16 protein-coding genes and 2 pseudogenes are annotated in these 20993 nt (G+C 48.5%); 6 read left to right on the top strand and 12 right to left on the bottom strand.

Features of this window, described 5'->3' with window-relative positions:
* Nucleotides 1-31: 31 nt before the first annotated feature.
* The 9 genes and pseudogenes from FAH67_RS02965 to FAH67_RS03000 all read right to left on the bottom strand — a co-directional run bounded on the left by FAH67_RS02965 (nucleotide 32) and on the right by FAH67_RS03000 (nucleotide 13205).
* Complete coding sequence (locus FAH67_RS02965; protein WP_003679797.1) at nucleotides 32-1255, bottom strand: heme biosynthesis protein HemY; 1224 nt, start codon at nucleotides 1253-1255, stop codon at nucleotides 32-34.
* On the bottom strand, nucleotides 1252-2676 hold the full coding sequence (locus FAH67_RS12015) for a uroporphyrinogen-III C-methyltransferase (RefSeq protein WP_370446687.1): 1425 nt from the start codon (nucleotides 2674-2676) through the stop codon (nucleotides 1252-1254). The genes FAH67_RS02965 and FAH67_RS12015 overlap by 4 nt, the downstream gene beginning before the upstream one ends.
* Before the next feature lie 3 nt (nucleotides 2677-2679).
* A pseudogene (locus tag FAH67_RS12020) lies at nucleotides 2680-3375 on the bottom strand (uroporphyrinogen-III synthase); the annotation flags it as partial.
* A 72-nt stretch (nucleotides 3376-3447) separates the two neighbouring features.
* Nucleotides 3448-4224: a ferredoxin--NADP reductase gene (locus FAH67_RS02975; protein ID WP_003679792.1), complete on the bottom strand. Its 777-nt coding sequence runs from the start codon at nucleotides 4222-4224 to the stop codon at nucleotides 3448-3450.
* A gap of 82 nt (nucleotides 4225-4306) precedes the next feature.
* Nucleotides 4307-6073 (bottom strand): lipid A export permease/ATP-binding protein MsbA, encoded by a 1767-nt coding sequence (gene msbA / locus FAH67_RS02980; RefSeq protein ID WP_003679790.1) that lies wholly within the window; start codon nucleotides 6071-6073, stop codon nucleotides 4307-4309.
* Nucleotides 6074-6167: 94 nt separating this feature from the next.
* Nucleotides 6168-6968, bottom strand: coding sequence for a BUD32 family EKC/KEOPS complex subunit (locus tag FAH67_RS02985; RefSeq protein ID WP_003679789.1), 801 nt, complete (start codon nucleotides 6966-6968; stop codon nucleotides 6168-6170).
* Nucleotides 6969-7014: 46 nt separating this feature from the next.
* Complete coding sequence (thrC, locus tag FAH67_RS02990; protein ID WP_039863642.1) at nucleotides 7015-8424, bottom strand: threonine synthase; 1410 nt, start codon at nucleotides 8422-8424, stop codon at nucleotides 7015-7017.
* 72 nt (nucleotides 8425-8496) lie between these two features.
* The gene (locus tag FAH67_RS02995; protein ID WP_003679784.1) at nucleotides 8497-8865 is read right to left on the bottom strand and encodes a hypothetical protein; all 369 of its coding nucleotides are present in this window, start codon (nucleotides 8863-8865) and stop codon (nucleotides 8497-8499) included.
* A 304-nt stretch (nucleotides 8866-9169) separates the two neighbouring features.
* Nucleotides 9170-13205 (bottom strand): annotated as a pseudogene (locus FAH67_RS03000) (autotransporter outer membrane beta-barrel domain-containing protein).
* Between the two features lie 218 nt (nucleotides 13206-13423).
* Here FAH67_RS03000 and FAH67_RS03015 point away from each other — a divergent pair.
* From FAH67_RS03015 to FAH67_RS03040, 6 genes are all read left to right on the top strand, one after another.
* The gene (locus FAH67_RS03015; protein WP_003679778.1) at nucleotides 13424-14731 is read left to right on the top strand and encodes a replication-associated recombination protein A; all 1308 of its coding nucleotides are present in this window, start codon (nucleotides 13424-13426) and stop codon (nucleotides 14729-14731) included.
* Between the two features lie 187 nt (nucleotides 14732-14918).
* The gene (locus FAH67_RS03020; RefSeq protein WP_003679777.1) at nucleotides 14919-15134 is read left to right on the top strand and encodes a hypothetical protein; all 216 of its coding nucleotides are present in this window, start codon (nucleotides 14919-14921) and stop codon (nucleotides 15132-15134) included.
* Nucleotides 15115-15531 carry a low molecular weight protein tyrosine phosphatase family protein gene (locus FAH67_RS03025; protein ID WP_232500799.1) on the top strand — a complete coding sequence of 139 codons (417 nt, stop codon included), beginning with the start codon at nucleotides 15115-15117 and terminating at the stop codon, nucleotides 15529-15531. The genes FAH67_RS03020 and FAH67_RS03025 overlap by 20 nt, the downstream gene beginning before the upstream one ends.
* 179 nt (nucleotides 15532-15710) lie before the next feature.
* Nucleotides 15711-17012 (top strand): polyamine export protein PaeA, encoded by a 1302-nt coding sequence (paeA, locus tag FAH67_RS03030; RefSeq protein ID WP_003679774.1) that lies wholly within the window; start codon nucleotides 15711-15713, stop codon nucleotides 17010-17012.
* Nucleotides 17013-17071: 59 nt separating this feature from the next.
* Nucleotides 17072-17875, top strand: a complete 804-nt coding sequence (locus tag FAH67_RS03035; RefSeq protein WP_039863649.1) for an RNA ligase family protein — start codon at nucleotides 17072-17074, stop codon at nucleotides 17873-17875.
* A 32-nt stretch (nucleotides 17876-17907) separates the two neighbouring features.
* A complete protein-coding gene (locus tag FAH67_RS03040) occupies nucleotides 17908-19041 on the top strand; it encodes an AAA family ATPase (protein ID WP_003679771.1) in 1134 nt (377 codons plus the stop codon).
* 98 nt (nucleotides 19042-19139) lie between these two features.
* On the opposite strand, the gene FAH67_RS03045 is transcribed toward FAH67_RS03040, so the two are convergent.
* The 3 genes from FAH67_RS03045 to FAH67_RS03055 are packed head-to-tail and all read right to left on the bottom strand — an operon-like array spanning nucleotide 19140 to nucleotide 20959.
* Nucleotides 19140-19445 (bottom strand): hypothetical protein, encoded by a 306-nt coding sequence (locus FAH67_RS03045; RefSeq protein WP_039863640.1) that lies wholly within the window; start codon nucleotides 19443-19445, stop codon nucleotides 19140-19142.
* A 24-nt stretch (nucleotides 19446-19469) separates the two neighbouring features.
* Nucleotides 19470-20360 (bottom strand): NAD(+) kinase, encoded by an 891-nt coding sequence (locus tag FAH67_RS03050; RefSeq protein ID WP_039863638.1) that lies wholly within the window; start codon nucleotides 20358-20360, stop codon nucleotides 19470-19472.
* Nucleotides 20361-20386: 26 nt separating this feature from the next.
* Entirely contained in the window at nucleotides 20387-20959 is a 573-nt protein-coding gene (locus FAH67_RS03055; RefSeq protein ID WP_003679763.1) for a ubiquinone biosynthesis accessory factor UbiJ, read from the bottom strand.
* Between the last annotated feature and the right edge of the window lie 34 nt (nucleotides 20960-20993).

Here is a 20993-nt window from a genome sequence, read left to right on the forward strand (position 1 = left end):
TCATATTGGCGCTTAATGCGAAATCAGCATATTAATTGGGTTGAGGAAGGGCTGCCGGATGTTCTTCTTCGGCCACGCTTTCCAAAACCAGATTGCGTTGTTCTTGCGCTTTTTGCGGTTGGTCGGTTTCATCAAACACGCGGGCCAAGACCAAATGTGCGGATACGCTGGGTTGCAAGGCGATGCTGGCTTCGAGGTAGCCCTGGGCTTTGCCCCAAAGTTTGCGTCCGTAAGCCAGTTGGCCAAGATACATCAACAGCGGTGCATTGTCTGGTTGCTCCTGCAGCCAAGAATCTGCCAAGTCGATGGCTTTTTGTTGCTCGCGCTCGCTTAGGAAACGCACGGATTCGACAAAAGCTTCCAAGAGCTCAGGCTGGCGGGTTTGCGGATAATGGGTTTTAACCCATTTGACCGCATCGGCATACAAACCCAAACGCTCGTATTTTTCGGCAATTGCGACACACAATTCGCCCGATTTCATGCTTTCAGGAATGTGTTTCAAACAAGCTTTTAGACTGCCTGCATCGGTTACTTCGCTTAAGAGACGGCGATATGCCCAATTTTGATACTGTTCGGCTTCGTAATCGTTGATGGCGCCGGCTTTAACCAGTTTTTCTGCTTTTGCCAAAACATCTGAAGCATCGCCGTGATCAAAGGCATAACGCAATTGCAGTCGGACCAGGCGGCTTAAGTTGCTATTGATTTTTGCTGCGGCTTCAAGGTTTTGTGCGGCAGTCGGATAATCGCGGCGGCTCAGTGCAGATTCGGCCAGCAAAAGATGACGGGAAAGCTGTTGTTTTTGTGGCAGGTGTTCGATTTCGTGCAGGTAGCGGTCGCGCAATTCGAAGTTTTCCATTTGGTCGGCCGCGTGCGCACCCAACATCAAAGCCAGGGTGCGGTTGTCGCCTGCTTCTTTGTTTTGCAAGACTTTGGCGGCTTCTTGTTCGGCTTTTTCAAAACGGCCTTCAAAATATGCCAAACCTGCGCTGTTCAAAGAGGCAGAAGCCTGACGGCCTTTGCGGGCAATGCCGAAGCGTTGCATACGCGCCGGAATGTTCAAGAGGCCGAACACGAATTTAATCAGGAAATACAAGACGAATACGCTCAACAGCAGGCCTAAAACAAAGGCATGCAGATTGATACGCAGCATGGTTTGCTCAACCACGACGTACACGTTGCCGGTATAAATGCCGGAAGCCAAGGCTAAACCGACGGCGGCGGCAAACAGAATGACAATCCAAACGACGGTTTTCATGCTTGCTCTCCTTTAATTTTGGCAGCAGGCTTGGTTTGGTTTTGTGGTTTGGCAGCTTCGGCGGCCGGTTCTTTTTTGTTTTCAGACGGCAAAGCAGGTGCTTCCAGAGATTGAGGAGCGGAAGCGGCAGCCGGTGCTGCAGTCGTGGCTTGCTCGGTAGTTGCAGCCGGAGCGGAAGCGGTTTTCTCGGCATCTTGGGTTTGTGCAGCTTCTTCGGTCGTCATTTGTATACGCGAACCTTCTTGATAAGCGCGAACAGCGCTCAAGCTGGCTTTCAGGCTGTCGTCTGAAATCATGCGGACATCAAGGGCTTTGAGTTCGGCCAACTCTTTCAGCCATGACTGGGTAGCAGGGGATTTGCTGTCGAAGTATTGCTTCACGCTTGCTTCAACGTTGTTCAAATCGCTTTGATACACTTCGCCGTTGTGTTGCAACAGGGCAATGCGCGCATCTAAAAGGCGCAGGCGCAGGTTTTCACGGATGAAGTAGGTTTGATCGGGTGAAATCAACATGGCGTCGTTGCTGTCCAGATGACGGACTTCAACCAAGCCTTTGAGGGCATTGAGGGATTTTTCCCATGTGTTTTCCCACCAAGTTCCTGAATTGGCGGCTTCGACAGGCGCAGCACCCGGTTTCAATACGCCGTCCAAAACCAAAGGCAGTCCGGAAATACCGGTTTCCAAACGGTCGATACGCAAGGCAGTGGCGGAAATATCGACATAAGGACGGTTTTTCAGCGCGGCCAAATCATTGCTGATGGCTTGTTTGATGGGGATAAGCTCAGGCTGTTCAAAACGGCTTAAGCGGCTGTCGATGTGTTCCAATACGCTGACCGCGCCTTGAAGGTTGCCTGACAGCATCAATTGTTGCGAAGCAGTGTTCAACATCGATTCGGCTTCGTCGACCAGCCAGTTGATACGGCCTTTGAGTAACTCTTGATAAGCTTTCTGCGTTTGCAGGATTTGATCGCTATTGTTTTTTTGACCGTTGTTCAGGCGGTCTAACTCGGCTTGAATAGCGGTTTGGCGGTTGAGGTTGTCTTTTAGAAGGCTGGCGTTTTCAGACTCGCCCAATGCAGCTTTGTCGATTTTTTGGTTGAATTCGAGCTCTTGGTTTTTTAAAACATTTTGACCCTGTACAAACAGGAATCCGCTCGCACCCAAGCTAAGCAGTGCCAAGACGGTTGCACCTGCGGCCAAGGCTTTGCCGCCAGATTGTTTGATGATAACAGGGGCGTTGTTTTGTGGGAGATTGTTGGACTCGGGCATGCTCGCCTCCACTCGCTGAGGTTGGGTAGGTTTGATTTGTTCAGACGGCCTGGTGTTTTCAGAACGTTCAGACGCCGGAGCTGCCGTATTGGCAACTTGTTGGGTATCTTTATTGTCTTCAACTGGGTTCACTGCTTGGCTCCTTTGTGGCATGGATGAAAGTGCAGCGGATAAAGAAGTGACGGTTTCTACATGTTTGGCGCCGACGATGCGAAGCGCATCGGCAATGCGCGGATGATGGGTAAAGTATAGCAAGGATTCGAAGAATCGGGAAAATTGCGGCGGAATCTGATGGAAAAATTCGCGCGCGAGCTCGCCGGATGTGACGTAGGCGGCGGCGATGTCTTCGGTTTTAAAGTTCTGCCAATCGATGGCGTGTGGCCGTCTGAAATAGATTTCGGCGATGTCGATTTGAAAACCCAGTTCGGTCAGTTTGTCTGCCAGAAAATCACGGCCGCCATGGCCTCGAATAATTAGAACTCGGGCGTTGGGTGGCAGGTTTTTCCAAATAGACATTCTCAAGACGGCTTCGCTGTCGTTGCCGTCTTTGGGAGAGAATACGGGATAGGGGGAGAATTGTGCCAAAGTATGTTGGCTGGTTTGGCCGACGGTAATGTGTACTTCAGGGCCGTCTGAAAAGGTCAGATACGGTACTGCAGTTTCAATAGTGGTCGGGCTGACCCAAAACACCACATCGGCTTGCTTGAATTGTTCGGGGAGTTTTTTTAGCGCCGAACGATCCACCTCTATTTCAATCGGACTCAATACCTGAGCCTGCCAACCGGCTGCATGGCAGGTTTGGATATCTTGCTGTGGACGATTGGACGGACGGATGATGAGTAGGGTAGGCATAATGTGGGATAAATTATTAAGGCTTAGGCCGTCTGAAAGAAGGGTTTCAGACGGCCTGTTGCCGGAGCTATGTTATTGATCGACGAATGCGCGTTCAATCAAGTAGTCGCCGCGAACGCCGGTTTTCGGAGAAACGGTCAGTCCGAATTCGTCCAAGACGCTGCAGGTGTCTTTCAACATGGCTGGGCTGCCGCACAGCATAGCGCGGTCGTCTTGCGGATTGATTTTAGGCAGGCCGATGTCTTCGAAGAGTTTGCCGCTGCGCATCAAATCAGTCAGACGGCCTTGGTGTACATATTCTTCGCGTGAAACGATTGGGTAGTAAATCAGTTTTTCTTTAACCAAGTCGCCCAAGTATTCGTGTTCGGGCAATTCTTTGGTGAAGCGGTCGTAGTATGCCAAGTCTTTTTTGTAGCGTACGCCGTGAACCAAGATGATTTTTTCGAATTGTTCGTAAACATCAGGGTCTTTGGTAATGCTCAAGAAAGGAGCGATGCCGGTACCGGTGCTCAAGAGGTATAGGTGTTTGCCCGGATTCAGGTCGCCGGCAACCAGTGTACCGGTCGGTTTTTTACTGATGAGCACATCGTCGCCGACTTTAAGGTGTTGCAGGCGGCTGGTCAATGGGCCGTCTTGTACTTTGATACTGAAAAATTCCAGATGCTCTTCCCAGTTGGCAGAAGCCACACTGTATGCGCGCATCAGCGGTTTGCCGTCTACCATCAAGCCGACCATGACGAATTGGCCGTTTTCAAAGCGCAAAGATTCGTCACGGGTACAGGTGAAAGTGAAGTAAGCGTCGGTCCAGTGGTGTACAGACAAGACTTTCTGGGTGTTGAATGCTGCCATTGATATTTCCTGTCGGATAAGGCCGTCTGAAAAGGATAGGTCGGGGCGGCCAAGGTTAATAAAAAGAATGGAAGGTACTCAGCTACTTGCTTGCCGGTTTGGCTGATTTTTCGCTGAGGCTGTGCAGGTCGGAATAGCGTCCGCCTGCGTTGATTAATTCATGATGAGTGCCTTGTTCGACTACATTGCCTTCGTGCATGACAACGATGTTGTCGGCTTTTTCGATGGTTGAAAGTCGGTGGGCAATCACCAATGTGGTACGGTTTTGCATCAGGTTTTCCAATGCGGTTTGTACCAAACGTTCGGATTCATTATCCAATGCGCTGGTGGCTTCGTCCAAAATCAAAATCGGCGCATTTTTCAAAAGCGCACGCGCAATGGCGAGGCGTTGACGTTGGCCGCCGGACAGTTTTAAACCGTTTTCACCAACTTCAGTGTGCAAACCTTGCGGCATTTTTTGGATAAATTCCCAAGCATTGGCGGCTTTTGCAACATTGATAATTTCTTCTTCGCTGAAGTTACCGGCCTGAGCATAGGCAATATTCTCAGCAATCGTACCATTAAACAGGACAACGTTTTGGCTGACGAATGCCATGCGGCTGCGCAGGCTTTCAAGTGTATATTCATTGATGTTGACGCCGCCAATCAAAACCTTGCCTTCATCCGGATTGAGGAAGCGCGGCAACATATTGGCCAGAGTGGTTTTACCGCAGCCTGATGCGCCGACCAATGCAGTCACTTTGCCTTGCGGTACAAGCAGGTTGATGTGGTTCAAGCTGTTGCGTTCGGCTTCAGGATAGCGGTGTACAACATCGCAAAATTCGATATCGCCAGGATTTGGGCTGAGAATCTGTTTGCCTTCGTTGCTTTCTTCGGGTTGATCCAAAAAGGTGAAGACACTTTCAGCCGCCGCCAAACCGCGTTGCAGGGATTGCATCACGCCGGTCATACGTTTGATGGGGTCAAACATCATGAGCATGCTGGACAAAAACGACATAAAATCGCCTGCACTAAATCCTGAAAGCCCTGCTTGGCGTGCCGCTGCGTAAATAATCGCAGCCAGTGCAACCGAAGCCATTAATTGTGTAATACCGGTACCGGCAGAGCTGGCGGAAACCTGTTTGAGCAGGTTGCGGCGCACATCGTCGGCAATGCGGTTGAAGCGGCGGTTTTCATAATCTTGACCGCCGTAGATTTTTACAACACGTTCACCATTGATGCTTTCGCCCAAAACCTGCATCAGCTGGCCAAGATAAATTTGGTTGTTGGCAGACAATTTGCGCAAGCGTTTGCTGACCGTTTGGATACATACGGCGACGACCGGCAAAATAATAAAAGTAATCAGGGTCAAACGCCAGTTTAGATAAGTCAGTAAGCCCAATAGGCCGACCACGCTCACGCCGTCTTTGGCGATCACGGTAATGACGTTAAATCCTGCATCGGTAATTTGGTTGACGTCGCTTAAAATGCGCGACATCAGACGGCCACCGGTATTGCTGCTGAAATACGAAGTCGGCAGGTGCATCATTTTGTTGAACATTTCACCGCGCAAACGCTGCACCAAGTGGCTGGACAGATAAGTCGTGCAATACTCGTTAATGAAGTTGAACAGGCCGCGAACGAAAAACAGCGCCACAATTGCCAGCGGCAACCATGACATGCTTTTCATGTTTTTATCGACAAAGCCTTCATTAATCAAAGGTTTGAGCAAATAACCGAAAGCCGGCATCGTACCGGCGACAATCAGCATGGCCACTACGGAGACGATAAACATCTTCCAATAGCTTTTTAAATATCCAAGCAAACGCTTGTACAGCTCCCAGTTGGATGTGGCTTGTGTTGTCTGCATATCAATCCAGATTTAGAGCAAACATGCAATTCTAAACGAAAATATCTGTCATTACAATGTTTGCAATTGAAAGTCAAAAGGAGTTGGTATTGTTTTAATGCCTTGATTTTATAAGCGGCATATCGGCAAGGGAAATCGAGGCTGCCAGCCTGAGCGCGTCCCGTCCCCAGCGGGGGTGTTCCAGCCTGCGTATCGGAAGAATCGGTTTGACGGTGGCGGCAATCAGCTTTTGTATTTCGGCAGGCTGCCCCGACAATACGCCGCCCCATTTTTCCGCAGCCGCCTCCAGTAGTCCGCCGTTTTTCAATATCAGCGCGGTCGAATGGATGTAGCAGAGCCAATCGCGGGCTTGGCATTGCACGGGGGACAGGACTTCGGAAGGGTCGTCTTCAAAGTCCAAAAAGCTGATGTTTTTCCCGTCCGACATCATATTCCGCGCAAACGCCTGACTGAGGAACTGCCGTTTTTCATGCACTCGTGCAATGGCTTCCAAACCGGCAAGCCAAGCGTCCGTCTTTCCGGCTTCGGCTTCTTGACGGATTTGCGTATCGAGCGGAATCCCTTCCAAATTGCCGAACATAAGGGCATTTTTTCGGACGGCGAGCAATTCGGGAACGACTATCCCCGCCGCGCGCAATTCGTGCAGGCGTTTTGATTCGGTTGCAATGGCAGGCTCGCCGCCGAGGCTGGGAACCGGCTTCAACACCCCCAGTTTCAAATACCGGGCAACCATACCGAGCAGCGCGTAACGCCATCGCGCATTGTGCCTGCCTGCTTTGCGTATCCATACCTTGCTTCCGTCGGCAAGCAGGTGGGAGGCGAGGTCGGCCTCCTGTTTTGCCGCCAATTCGTCCAGCAGTATGGAAAAACGGGTTTCCTGCATAGGTAAGGTCATTTTCTTTCAATCTTAGGTTCGGGCGGAATGCCGCCCATACGGAACATCAGTTTAGCGTTTGTTCGATGATGCCTTTTACCGCATCCGCACTGTTCGGCACGGTTTGCACGCGCTGCGGCAGGCTTTCCAAACCTTCCAGCGCGGCGGGGCGCGGAATGGCGACATCGCCGACGGCTTCGCGTATGGTCGCATCGAATTTCGCCGCCAACGCGGTTTCCAAACAAACCACCATTTCCCCTTCTTCACGCACTTCGCGGGCAACTTTTACACCGTCGGCAGTGTGCGGATCGATGAGTTCTTGGTCTTGCCCGTAAACCTGTTTGATGGTGGCAAGACGGTCGGCGTGGGTGGATTTGCCGGAGGTAAAACCGTATTTGCCACCGACTTTTTCCAAGGCAAACTGCAAGTCAAATCCCTTGCCCGCCGCGACTTCCGCCCACAGCGTATTGATTTCCTGAGGATCGCGATCCATCAGGTCGAACACGAAACGCTCGAAGTTGGACGCTTTGGAAATGTCCATAGACGGGCTGGAGGTAACATAAGTATGCTCGCTGTTGCGCGGGCGGTATGCGCCGGTTTTGAAAAACTCGTCCAACACATCGTTTTCATTGGTCGCGACAATCAGGCGGCGGATGGGCAAGCCCATTTGTTTGGCGATATGTCCCGCGCAAACGTTGCCGAAGTTGCCGCTTGGCACGCAAAAGCTGACTTGCTCGTCATTGCTTTGCGTCGCTTTGAAATAGCCGGCAAAGTAATAAACCACTTGCGCGACGATGCGTCCCCAGTTGATCGAATTGACTGTACCGATATGGTATTTTTCCTTGAACGCGGCATCGTTCTGCACCGCCTTCACAATGTCCTGACAGTCGTCAAACATCCCCTTCACGGCGATATTGTGGATATTTCCGTCTTGCAGGCTGTACATTTGCGCGCGTTGGAACGCGCTCATCTTACCGTCGGGTGACAACATAAATACATTCACGCCCTTTTTACCGCGCAAGGCATATTCCGCAGCCGAACCCGTATCGCCGCTGGTTGCGCCCAAGATATTGAGTTTTTTGCCTTCTTTGTTTAAAACATATTCAAACGCATTGCCCAAAAACTGCATCGCCATATCTTTGAACGCCAGCGTCGGGCCGTTGGATAAGGCTTGGATTTTGATGCCGTCTGAAAGCGTGCGGACGGGGGTGATTTCCTTAGTACCGAACGCCGCTTCCGTGTAAGTACGGTTCAGAATATCGCGCAAATCGTCCTCCGGAATATCCGTAACGAACAGGCGCATGATTTCAAACGCCAATTCGGGATAAGCCAAACCGCGCCATTTGTCCAAGGTTTCGCGCCCGATTTGCGGATAATGTTCCGGCAGCATCAGGCCGCCGTCGGGTGCCAGCCCCATCAATAAAACTTCGCTGAACGGTTTGTGTGCGGTTTCGCCGCGCGTGCTGATGTATTTCATGATTTTTCTCGTCTGTCGAAATTGCAGGAAAACGGCTTCAGACGGTATCTGCCTCATGCCGTCTGAAGAAGGTTAGCGGTACAGGCGTTTGAAGCAGGCGGAAACCGTTTTGGCGGTCAGGGCGGAGAGTGCCTGATTGCGCGTGGACGGATCCAGCATCTGCATCACATCGTTGCCGGTCATCCGTTCGGGTGCTTCTTGGGCGACGCAAGCGCAAATCTTGTTTTCCCACTCCGCCTGTTTTTCGGTACTCATCGCCAGCGCGGTCAAACGCCATTCGCTGCGTTTGTTCAATTCTGCACGGCATTGGCTTTCTACCGCCATTTTGACGATGCTGCCGCCCATACCCGTGCCGCCGTCTAAGCTGCCGAATGTGCCGCCGCCGACGGCACAGCCGCCGAGTAAGATTGCCACCGGCAAAATAGACAAGGTTTTATTCATCTCAATTCCTTTTCGGTTGAAACCCCGCCGTTTTATGGCGATAGGATCTGATTAGCCGCCCCGTTCGGGATAACGAGCAGGGCGGCGTTTTATGCGCCGTTCCGAGTGTTGGAGCAAACCGTTTGAATATCCGGTTGAATCCGGCAACATTATACTTCAATTGGGAAAATAAAAAATCCCGCCGCCGTCATTTTGCCTGTTTGCAAAAATGCCGTCTGAAAGCGGATCAGACGGCATTTCATTGCGGTTTACCCTAAAGACTCGAATTAGATTTAACCCATTGTTGCGATAAGGTTCCAATCATTCAGTCAAACTGATGGGAAATGGATAAGCGGATGTTGTACGATCCTTTTTTCCCGCCGGAAAACTCTTTTTCCGCATCGGCAAAGACATTCGTTTTTTTGCCTGTCCGCGCGTTGTAGCCCAAGCCGACTGAATACCAAGTCCCCCTCGTATTCCATTTTTGAGCATAACTGCTGTTGCCCTCAAATGCCTTAAAGGAGCGGTTGCCCAAAAATTCATGAAGAATATTGCCTTTTACATAGAAAAGTTTTTTATCTTCGTCAAATTTTCTCACGACATCCAAACCCAAACGGCCTATCAGGCTGTTTACGTGGCTTAAGTTGACATTTATACCATTGTCGAGCCGGTAGCCCGCACCTCTCAAATAGGAATATTGCAACTGTGCTTGCGGTGTAATCCGCCACAATTTATCGTCATCCAAAAATTTACGGCGGCCGTATTCGGTGCTGATAGAGAATAGGGTGTTGCTATATTTTCCCGTACCCCATAATTGCCCCATATGATTTCGTGCAATCACACGGTTACGCAGTTTTCCTATTTTTAATACATTGTCGATATACCCTGTTTCGTCTCCTTCTTTATCTATGTATTGGGTAGTATTGTACAGGGCCAATTCATATTTTCTGATTCTTCCTTTGCCAAACGTATTCCATAACGATGTCCTGCCATGTCCGTAGTCGAAACTTATGCCCCATTTGCGTTTTTTCTCCTGCTCGTTGAGGCTGAAGCGGTCATATCCGATTTCAAAATCGTTGTTATGAAACCTAAACGCATTGGATTGAATCAAACGGGTATGCGTCAGCCTTATCCAATCGCCTTCTTTTTTATCCAACGTTGAAAAAGCCCGCTCCCCTTCGCGTTTGGTATAAGTATCCAAAGTGAACGCATAATGTGCGGTTGAGTCGAACATATCATTGATATTTTTGACATTTCGACCGGGATTGCCCGTAGTTTGTTTGACTAAATAGACATTTTTTCTATGCTCGCTACCATACATCGCATCCACATCTGTGTTACCTGCTTTTTCAGCAGTCATTGTTTCACCATTAAATCTGCGATTGTAATCATCGTTATTGCTTGGGTCAGTTTTATGGTCAGAATATTCAACCGTTAAAGCCTGCTCTAAAAGATGTGTATCATCAATATATTTCTTACCGTTCACAAATTCATTTTTTGAGTCTGTTACCGTAGCGAAACGCAAACGTTCGCCGTAATTCATACTGTCGAGCACTTCGGACAGATTTTTGACGACGACTTCTTGCGGAGTAGACGTTCCTTTTTTCACATAGAGCATATCGCTGTGAATGCCGTCTTTATTCAGATGCATCAAGAATTTATTGGCACCCGCCAATTCGCCGATATGTAAGGCGCGTCCGCCCGTTTTGCTGTTACTGTCAAAATCAACCGTACCTTCGCCGCTCAATTTATCCATCCAGCTTTGACCTGTCATCGTCCATAATGCGTCTTTGGCTAAATTAAGGTTAATTTCGCCCGCACTTTTGCTGTCTAACTTGGTAACATATTGATCAAATAAATCTTTATGTTTGGAATCGGTTAAGCCGCTAAAATTATCCAAACGTCCTGCTAAACGGCTGTTTGGTGTGAAGTCTAATTCCACTTTACCCTTATTTACCGCCAAGACATCGCCAGTCAAACGCATAACATTATCATCTGAATTATCTAACGGCGTAATGGAAACACTGCCGCCATCCGATACAGTTGCTCCATCAATACTGCTGTTGCCTTTGTACCTTAAATTAATCAGGCTGTTATCCCTTCGGGCGATATTTGCCACGCTAGAATGAATCGTTATCCGTCCGTCTATGCTTACTTCACTTTTGTCTAATGAATGAATGGCGGCATCAGAAACATTAATAACATGACTTAAACCTGTTAAATTTACTTTAGAATTATTTTTAGCATAAATGCCTGCGCCACCTGTAATATTGTTTTCATGGTTTGCGTGGATGCTTAAATTTCCATTCATTCCAATCAAGGCAAACTTGTCGCCTTCAATAATATTATCTTTTCCATCTACATTGATTGAACCGCCGTCTTGCGAATACAGACCGATTTTGGTGCTTTTTACCTCATTTTTATCTTTTGAAGACAAATTGACCGTACTTGTATTAAAGGCATATACGCCAAATTCCGCATCGGATAATGTGTTTTTATTTTCGGCAGTCAAATCCACCTTTGCCTTATTATCGGCTCGAACATTATATTTCGGGTTTGAAATCGCATTATTTTTCCCCTCAAGGGAGATTGAGGAGTTGTTGGAGTATAAGCCCCAAATTCCGCCTTGTACGATATTGTCGCTCTTCGCAGACAATTCGACTTTTGCCTTATTCCAAGAATAAATGCTGTTATGGTCAAATCCCCCATTTAATGCCTTAGACTTTTCACTGATTTCACTCTTAACGATATTATTCTCGCCAACCAGTTTGACCAGCGATTTGTCGCCATAGGAAAAGATGCCGTTGGAACCTCGTTTGCTTTGATAAGATGGTGTCTCCGTTAATACTTTGGATTTGTTTACATAATCCGCATCCGCATCGCCGGATTTCATGGTAACGATATTATCGCCGCCGGCCTCCAGTATGATTTTGTTTCCGTCATCCCTTGTTCCGGGCCTTGCCCCCGTTCTGTTAATCAGAGTCGAAATGCCGTCGCTGCTGTATGCGGCGTTTTCCACGGTAATTTTATTGTTTTCTTTCGCCTTGAGGGTAATCGTAGCATTTCCGTGAGCGGTAATCCCTGCTTGGTTCATCGGATTACCCCCTATCTCAATGATATTGTTTGCCGCGCTCAAAACTACATCGCTGTCAGTCGTGGATTGAACCCCCACTCTGTATAGTTCTTTTGAAGCATTGGGGTATTGTTTTTTCAAAGCATCGATTAAAGCCGTATCGGTGTCCGGATTTTTAACCCGGACAATATTGTCCCCTTCGGCTTCGAGCGTCGCTGTTGCAGAATGCGACGCGATAATGCCTTTTACGGAGGCGTGGTTTTTTACATTTAAATCAACTTCATTATTTCCCTTGACCGCTTTGAGCTTGATGGTGCTGATGCCGTCAAGGGAAGGTTCGGTAGTATTGTTTGGTTGATTATTGACGAAAATGCCCGTCGTGTGTCCGGAATAGGGGGATTTTGAATCGAGACCTTCTACCCCCAATCCCAAGCCGTCGCCCTCAGTGGCGATGGATATTTTATTGTTATTCCCCGTTAATACGGTATTGGATTTAAAAGCCGTTTCAATGCCCCTTAAAAAACTTGTACTCTCAACTTTTCCTGCCGGCATAGGGTCGGCAAGTTTCCCTTTAATCGCAACCACATTATCGCCATCTTCGGCAGTCAGATTAACATCGGTATTGCGGAGGTTGTGAATACCGTAATGGTGTGTGTCTTTATGAACGTTAACGTTCATATTGAATAAATTGCCTGTTTTTGAATGGAAGGATATGCTGCCTTTGTCATTTTCATCGGGGGGGGGGGGTGATAGTGTTGACATACCGCACTAAGGCACTATTGTTTGTCGGTATTTTTTTTCCACTGACTGCATCTTGTACCCCATCAACATCGGGAATATTCAAATCAAATTGAATTTTTCCTTTGGCATCCAAATGGATATTTCCGGAATAAGGGTGCACATCAACAGATTGGAGATTATTTTTAAATAGAATGTCATTATTGCTTTTCACCGATAATTCAGGCGTATATCCTAATTGCGGGTCTGCAAAAGATTGGATGCCGTAAATGCCGTTGACCAGTAAGTTTCCATCTGCTCCGTTTCCGGTGGTAATGACTTCTAATTTCCTACGGGTTTCCCCTTTCTGCCAATAAGGCAAAATAGTTTGCTTTACTGTAATCTTACCCCCCTTCCAAGTTGAAACTGAACCTAATCTTTGCGGGTCCGGTTGCAAAGATACATACTCTACATTTTCAACTTCATATTCAGCAGCGTTAGCCTCAAAACATAATGCCGATTGAATCAACAAAGCAATGGTAGATAAAGCAAATTTTCTATTTTGTTTCATCGAGTTCTCCTTAATGGTTAATTGAAATCCTGATTTGCGTATTGTTAGCCGGTGCGGAATCGGTCTCCGTGCCGGATATATTGTGTGAAGTCTCTCGTCTTTTCCAGTATGCGCCTAATATCGGCTTAAGGCAAACGGCGGGGCGGTATCCGTATGCGGCACGCCGCCGTTCCCTGCCGTATAATCATATTGTCTGAAAACCTGTTGACGGAGCCGTTATGACCGATTTGTTTGTCCGAGAACCCGACGCGCCGCTTGCCGAACGATTGCGTCCGCATACGCTTGACGACGTGGTGGGGCAGGAACACCTCATCGGCGAAGGTAAACCTTTGCGCGTGGCGGTAGAAGGCGGCAAGCCGCATTCTATGTTGCTGTGGGGGCCGCCGGGTGTGGGCAAGACGACGTTGGCACGGATTTTGGCGCAGAGTTTCAATGCACAGTTCCTGCCTGTTTCCGCCGTGTTTTCCGGCGTGAAAGACATACGCGGGGCAATCGACAAGGCGGAAATCGCTTTGCAGCAGGGGAGGGCGACGATTTTGTTTGTCGACGAAGTCCACCGCTTCAACAAGGCGCAGCAGGACGCGTTTTTGCCTTATGTCGAAAGCGGTTTGCTGACCTTTATCGGTGCGACGACGGAAAATCCGTCGTTTGAAGTGAATCCCGCGCTGTTGAGCCGCGCGCAGGTGTATGTTTTGCAGCCCTTGTCTTCAGACGGCCTCAAAAAGCTGGTTGCCAAAGTTTTGGCTTTGCCCGAATACCGGGATTTCACGATTGAAGCCGACGCGCAGGAGCTGCTCGTCAATACCGCCGACGGCGATGCGCGCAGGTTGTTGAATCTGTTGGAACAACTTTTACGCGCCGCCGACACGCGCCGTCTGAAAACCCTGACCGCCGAATTTCTCGCCGACAGTCTCGGGGCGCAAATCCGCCGTTTCGACAAAGGCGGCGAGAGTTTTTACAACCAAATCTCCGCGTTGCACAAATCTGTGCGCGGTTCGCATCCCAATGCGGCATTGTATTGGTTCTGCCGTATGCTCGACGGCGGCACCGACCCGCGCTACCTCGCTCGCCGCATCGTGCGTATCGCTTGGGAAGACATCGGGCTTGCCGACCCGCGCGCCTTCCAAATCGCCAACGATGCCGCCACCACCTTTGAACGCTTAGGCTCGCCCGAAGGTGAACTCGCGCTGGCGCAAGCCGTGCTGTACCTTGCCGCCGCCGCGAAATCCAACGCGGGCTACAAAGCGTATAAACAAATGCGCCGATTTGTTGCAGAAAACAGCAGCGACGAAGTGCCTGTCCATCTTCGCAACGCCCCGACCAAGTTAATGAAGGAATTGGGCTACGGACGCGAATACCGCTACGCCCACGACGAACCGAACGCCTACGCCGCCGGCGAAAGCTATATGCCCGACGGCTTGGACGAACCCGATTTCTATCAACCCGTCCCGCGTGGGCTGGAAATCAAAATTGGCGAAAAGTTGAAATGGCTGAAATCCTTGGATGAAGATGCGCTGGATGATTAAAATAATGAATGTGTCTCAAGTTTCAGACGGCCTTTGGCCATTTTGAGCCTAATAAATTGTTTAATATTGGCATTATATCTTTAATTTCGCTATAATTTTGTCATCCTATTTTCTTGCCGAATAATCGAATACATAAAAAATCGCGGCTGCTGAACCCGATTTCCGAAACAAAATTAGAAAGCAGATAATGGACAATTTAGATCAAAGTCGTAGCCGTGCATGGCGACGACATCAAGAGCAACGCCCCAGTCATCGTGTACATGGCAAAAATCCTTTGAAATATAAACCTGAAAAAAAGTGGGATTTGATATATCTCCGCAGCAATAAAATCAAACGTGCACAAAAACTGGGTTTTATTTATCCGTTCAGACAGCATGAATTTGATGCTGAATGGTTTGATTAACTCAAAAGATACATTTTCGATTCAATCGAGATGGTTTTCACAAGGCGGATATTTTCCGCCTTTTTTAATTTTTATGAATGCACTTTTTATTTGTAGTCGTAACCAATGGCGCAGTCCTACCGCTGAAACCGTATTTCGACGTTATCCAAATGTACAGGCACGTTCTGCGGGGACCAGCCCCAATGCGCGGCATACTGTTTCCATAGACGACATCGCATGGGCGGATAAGATTTTCGTGATGGAACAAAAACATAAGAGCCGTCTGCTGGCACATTTTCCTCGTGCGTTGCAATATAAAGAAATGATTATTTTAGATATTCCTGATGATTACAGATACATGGATGAAGAGTTGATAGAAATATTGAAGGAAAGCGTCGTGCCTTATCTGTATAAATAATAAGGTCGCAAGATTATCTGAAAAAAATATGACTTACTTTTAAGTAAAATTTATTTCAATATCATTATTTGCTTTACGCATCACTGACAAATAAAACGCAAATCTAAGATTAAATTGAATTTTTCAGACGGCCTTTGTTGTTTGAATATTTTTAACCTATACCATACACACACTTTTTCATGAATATTTTTGAAGCCTTACTATTATTGTGCCTGCTGATTGTCATTAGCGCGTTTGTGTCCTGTTCCGAACTCGCGCTTGCTTCGGCACGCAAAATCAAATTGCAGGTCATGGCGAAAGACGGCGGCGATACGCGTGCGCTTGACGTAATCAATATGCAGCAGCAGCCGGGCAGTTTTATTACCGTTGTTCAAATCGGTTTGAACGCCGTCGCCATTCTTGCCGGTATTGTCGGCGAGGCAGCGATACGTCCGTATTTTGGCAAGCTGTTGGAGAACGCAGGCAGTTGGGGCAGCACAGTTGCCTCTTTGCTGACTTTCTCGCTGGTTACAGGCAGCTTTATTTTAATTGCCGACCTGATGCCCAAGCGTATGGCAATGACCCATCCCGAAGCGGTGGCGGTACGCATTGTCCGTCCGATGATGTTTTTGATTTTTATCTTAAAGCCCCTTGTCTGGGTTTTTGACGGGTTGGCAAACGCAATATTCAAACTCTTCAAAATCTCAACCGTCCGTCAGGAGCAGCTGACCTCGGAAGATATTTATGCCGTCGTTGATGCCGGTGCACAGGCTGGTGTATTGAAAGAACAAGAGCACTATCTGATTGAAAACATTTTCGATATGCAGGAGCGTACGGTCACTTCCACCATGAGTACGCGCGAATACATCGCCTATTTTGACAAACACGACGACAGCGATACCGTGTTGGAAATGATGTCCGACAAACCGCACAACAAATTCCTCGTATGCGACGGCGACTTGGAACGCGTTATCGGCTATATCGAATCGCATACGCTGCTGACTTTATTTTTAAAAGAAAAAGACGTCCGCCTGACCGACAAGCGTGTATTGCGTAAAGCCTTGTTCATTCCCGACACGCTGTCGCTTTATGATGTATTGGAGACCTTCAAAACTTCAGGAGAAGACTTTGCCGTGGTGGTGAACGAATACGCGCTGGTGGTTGGCGTGGTAACGCTGAAAGATGTGATGAGCATTGTGATGGGCGAGCTGGTCAATACCGAGGAAGAGCCGCAAATCATCCGCCGTACCGAAGACACATGGTTGGTGGACGGTGCTACGCCGCTTACCGATGTTATGCGTGCGCTGGATATTGAGGAGTTTCCCAATTCGGAAAACTACGAAACCATCGCCGGCTTTATGATGTATTCCCTGCGCAAAATACCGAAACGTACAGATTTTCTGGTTTATGCCGGTTATAAATTTGAAATCATCGATACTGAAAATTTGAAAATCGACCAACTTTTGGTTTCCAAACAAGGAAATATGGTGGGGAAAATGTAACGGGTTGCAGGGAACACTTGAAAAGAAAATTAAAAAATGAATAAAAAGGAAAAAATATTATGACGACAACCGAACCTCAAAAATACGCCCGCAGCCTGCACGCGCCCATCAGCCTTGGTACCACCTCTGACGACCGTTTTATGCCGCGCGGCTTTCTTTCATATTTTACCTCACTGCCGAAATTGGTTTTAACCGAAAAATTAGATGGGCAAAACAACTGCTTTGCCGCACACGGTCTCTATGCCCGTAGTCATGCTGCGCCTACCCAGCATCCGTGGGATAAACCTTTGCTGCAACGATGGCAGCAAATCAAAGATGATTTAGGCGATCTTGAACTTTTTGGCGAGAATATGTATGGCATTCATTCGATTGCCTATTCGCAACTGGAAAGCTATTTTTACCTGTTTGCAGTCCGCCGTAGCGGACATTGGCTTTCATGGGAAGAGGTTAAATTTTATGCGCAGCTGTTTGATTTTCCGACTGTGCCAGAAATACCCATTGTCCAGCCTCTTGCAGATTTCACTCAAAAATACGCCAATGAAGATATTGCTTTAGCGCAATGGCTTGCCGCTAATTTGGGAGAGCTGTGGACAGACAGCGTACAAACTGCCGGTAAGCTTGGCGGCTACGATCCGAAAACAGGAGCGGCATGCAGTGAAGGTTTCGTTATCCGGAACGCCGCTGATTTTGCCACCAACAACGGCAACCTGCCTGTTCAATTCAATGAATTTGATAATCTTTTCAAATTGGTGCGAGCCAAACACGTTAAAACCGACGTTCATTGGACGAAAACTTGGAAGCCTGCCCGTCTTATCGATTACGACAAATACCATTGGCAAAGCTGGCAGTTTCAGACGGCCTGAAGTCCAATTATCCAATAATAAGAAAGACAATTATGTGGACATTCCCAGATTACATACCCGGTCAACTTACTGATTGGCAAGCCTTAGAACGTCGTTTCAGCTGGTTTGCCGATATGAAGGATGTTCCGCAAGACCCTGAGTGGCATGCTGAAGGCGATGTATTTACGCATACCAAAATGGTATGCGAAGCCCTTTTACAACTGCCCGAGTTCCAAGCGCTTGATGGACAGGAGCAGCATATTCTGTTTGCTGCCGCCATGCTGCATGATGTGGAAAAACGCAGTACGACCAAGAGTGAAATAGAAAACGGCAAAGAGCGTATCGTTTCGCCGCATCACGCAAAAAAAGGTGAGCATACCGCCCGTACTTTGCTGTATACCGAACTTGCCGCTCCATTTGCCGTAAGAGAAGCAATCGCCAAACTCGTGCGTTTGCACGGATTGCCCTTATGGGCGATTAATAAGCCTAATCCTGAGCGAGCCGTCATAGCAGCCAGTTTGCAGGTTAATACTGAGCATCTTGCCATGCTTGCTAAAGCTGATGTTCTCGGTCGTATATGTTGCGACCAACAGGATATTTTGCTGCGCATTGATTTGTTTCGTGAACTCTGTGAAGAAAATGCTTGTTGGGGTAAAGCGCGTACTTTTGCCAGCGACTACGGACGCTATCTCTATCTTAACGGCCGTAGCGAAATGCCGGATTATCAGCCGTTTGATGATCAGACCTTCGATGTGTACGCCATGTGTGCCATAGCAGGTAGCGGTAAAGACAGTTACATCAGGCAACATCTTGCCCATTTGCCTATGCTGTCGCTGGATGAGATTCGCCGTGAGCGCAAACTCAATCCCGCAGATTCCAAACATACCGCCGAAGCAGTGCGTTTGGGTAAAGAGCAGGCAAAAGAATACCTGCGAGCCCGTACGTCATTTGTCTTTAATGCGACCAATCTTAACCGCGACCTGCGCAGTAAATGGCTGCCGATGTTTGCCGATTACGGTGCACGCGTGCATCTCATTTATTTGGAAGTGCCTTACACGCAATTACTATCGCAAAACCGTAACCGCGAACATTCTGTGCCGAATGATGTGTTGCACCGCATGATAGAAAAGCTGGAAATCCCTGATTACAGTGAAGCGCATACAGTGGATTTTGTGGTCTCTTCTTAAAAGGGTAAGAACCTTGTAATTAGGCCGTCTGAAACAATCCAATGTTTCAGACGGCCTTTTTATGGAATCAGAAATTGCTAGAGCTAAGACAGGGGTCTTTATTCGCAACTCAAGTTTTTTGTTTTTTCAGCGAATGTATCCATGGCAATTTGGCACATGCGTTCACGTTGGCCTACGTCAGCGGCGGGCAAGATTTGGCGCAGGTATTTTGTGTTGTCGCGTTGGAACGATGCTTTATCACCTGCTTTTTGGTAACACGCATCCGCTCGGGTAAAGTATTGCTGGCAGATTTTCGGCAATTCTTCAAAGGACAAGGGTTTGCTTTTGTGCATGCCGTGTGCGGAGACGGATAGGGAGGAAAGAGTACACAGTGCAATGATTAAGGTTTTTGAAATGGTTTTCATGGTAAGCCTGTTTATGGAAGTTGTTTAAATCAATTGTTCGCCCCAATGCAGCTTTTGGCGCAGGGTTTTGAAGTATTGGTAATCGGTGGGATGGAGGACGCGCAAGGGGTTGTGATAGCGGCGGATGATGATGCGGTCGAAGTTTTGCACGTCGATATGGGATTGTCCGTCAAAATGTGCGCGTGCGTCGCCGCTTTTGGTAATGAGGATTTCGATCACGCTGGTGTCGGAGATGGCAATCGGGCGGTTGGTCATGGATTGCGGACAGATAGGCACGAGCGTGAAGGCGTGCAGACCGGCCTGCATGATGGGGCCGCCGGCGGCAAGCGCGTAAGCGGTCGAACCTGTCGGTGTGGAAATAATTAGGCCGTCCGAACGTTGGGTATAGACAAATTCTTGATTGATAAATACTTCAAATTCAATCATTTGACCTGCGCCGCCACGAGACAGTACGGTGTCGTTGAGGGCGAGGGCGCGTTCGATGGTTTCGCCGTCACGAATGATGCTGGCTTCAATGAGGATGCGCTCTTCAGGCAGATATTTGCCTTCCAGTACGGGGCGGATGCCCTCAACCATGGTGTCGCGTGAGATTTGGGTAAGAAAGCCCAAGTGGCCTTGATTGATGCCGATGATGGGGACGGCGCGCGGGGCGACTTCGCGGGCGGCGGAGAGGAAGGTGCCGTCGCCGCCGAGCACAACGACGAGGTCGCAATATTTGCCCAGCTGGGCTTTATTTACGGTTTCGCAGTATGCGGAATCTTGGATATAGACGCAGTGTTCTTCTACGCTCAATTCATCCAGATAGATGGTGAAGCCGTTTTCGCGCAGAAAAGAAACCAATGTGTGGACGGTATCTTGAATCTCGGGCGTATTGGGACGCGTAACGATACCGATGTTTTTGAATGGGCTTTTCATGATAGTGGCCGTCTGAAATTAAGTGTCTAATCTATCCAGATATCGCGCTCGAGGCGGTCGAGGCGTTCGTTTAGGCGGGCAACGTCGTCACGCAGTTTGTCCACTTCTTCCAACCATGCGGCAAGCGTGGCTTGGTCGATAACAGGGGATTCGGGTTCGTGTGAAAAGTCGCTGATTTGCTCGGCAATGCTTTTGCCGATTTTTTTCATGGTGCGGCCGATATCGCCGGCGCGCGAACTGATGCTTTCTGCGGCCACATGACCGAATACACGCGCTAAATCTTCGCTCGGATAATAGCGCAGCCCACCCAAAATAGGAAGGACGGACATACCCAAGACCAAGTCGCCTTCGAGGCTGATGTCGCCCACGCCAGGCTGGCCGCCTTGGAGGATTTTTTGGATGGCGCTATTGTGGAATGTGATGTTGGTGTCGGCGGTTTCGTGTGCGGTTTCAAGAAAACCTTGTTCGCTGATGCGTCCGGTCAGTCTGAAACCGGTCAGGCTGATGCAGATGATGCTGCCTGCAAATTCAGACAGCTCGCGCTGTTGCTCTGGATTTTGCTGTATCAGGTGGTTGATAAGGGGAAATAGGGCGGACATGGTTTACTCTAAATGCCGTCTGAAACGGATTAAT

It is taken from the genome of Neisseria flavescens, assembly GCF_005221285.1.
In the GTDB taxonomy this organism is placed as follows: Bacteria; Pseudomonadota; Gammaproteobacteria; order Burkholderiales; family Neisseriaceae; genus Neisseria; species Neisseria flavescens.

Excerpts from the sequence above, each read along its gene's own strand:
- FAH67_RS03020 (WP_003679777.1), top strand. The coding sequence starts at position 14,919 with ATGGACAATTTAGATCAAAGTCGTAGCCGTGCATGGCGACGACATCAA.
- FAH67_RS03035 (WP_039863649.1), top strand. The coding sequence starts at position 17,072 with ATGACGACAACCGAACCTCAAAAATACGCCCGCAGCCTGCACGCGCCC.
- FAH67_RS03040 (WP_003679771.1), top strand. The coding sequence starts at position 17,908 with ATGTGGACATTCCCAGATTACATACCCGGTCAACTTACTGATTGGCAA.
- FAH67_RS02985 (WP_003679789.1), bottom strand. The coding sequence starts at position 6,968 with ATGACCTTACCTATGCAGGAAACCCGTTTTTCCATACTGCTGGACGAA.
- FAH67_RS03025 (WP_232500799.1), top strand. The coding sequence starts at position 15,115 with ATGCTGAATGGTTTGATTAACTCAAAAGATACATTTTCGATTCAATCG.
- FAH67_RS02995 (WP_003679784.1), bottom strand. The coding sequence starts at position 8,865 with ATGAATAAAACCTTGTCTATTTTGCCGGTGGCAATCTTACTCGGCGGC.
- FAH67_RS03015 (WP_003679778.1), top strand. The coding sequence starts at position 13,424 with ATGACCGATTTGTTTGTCCGAGAACCCGACGCGCCGCTTGCCGAACGA.
- FAH67_RS02965 (WP_003679797.1), bottom strand. The coding sequence starts at position 1,255 with ATGAAAACCGTCGTTTGGATTGTCATTCTGTTTGCCGCCGCCGTCGGT.
- FAH67_RS03055 (WP_003679763.1), bottom strand. The coding sequence starts at position 20,959 with ATGTCCGCCCTATTTCCCCTTATCAACCACCTGATACAGCAAAATCCA.
- thrC (WP_039863642.1), bottom strand. The coding sequence starts at position 8,424 with ATGAAATACATCAGCACGCGCGGCGAAACCGCACACAAACCGTTCAGC.
- FAH67_RS03050 (WP_039863638.1), bottom strand. The coding sequence starts at position 20,360 with ATGAAAAGCCCATTCAAAAACATCGGTATCGTTACGCGTCCCAATACG.
- paeA (WP_003679774.1), top strand. The coding sequence starts at position 15,711 with ATGAATATTTTTGAAGCCTTACTATTATTGTGCCTGCTGATTGTCATT.
- msbA (WP_003679790.1), bottom strand. The coding sequence starts at position 6,073 with ATGCAGACAACACAAGCCACATCCAACTGGGAGCTGTACAAGCGTTTG.
- FAH67_RS12015 (WP_370446687.1), bottom strand. The coding sequence starts at position 2,676 with ATGCCACAAAGGAGCCAAGCAGTGAACCCAGTTGAAGACAATAAAGAT.
- FAH67_RS03045 (WP_039863640.1), bottom strand. The coding sequence starts at position 19,445 with ATGAAAACCATTTCAAAAACCTTAATCATTGCACTGTGTACTCTTTCC.
- FAH67_RS02975 (WP_003679792.1), bottom strand. The coding sequence starts at position 4,224 with ATGGCAGCATTCAACACCCAGAAAGTCTTGTCTGTACACCACTGGACC.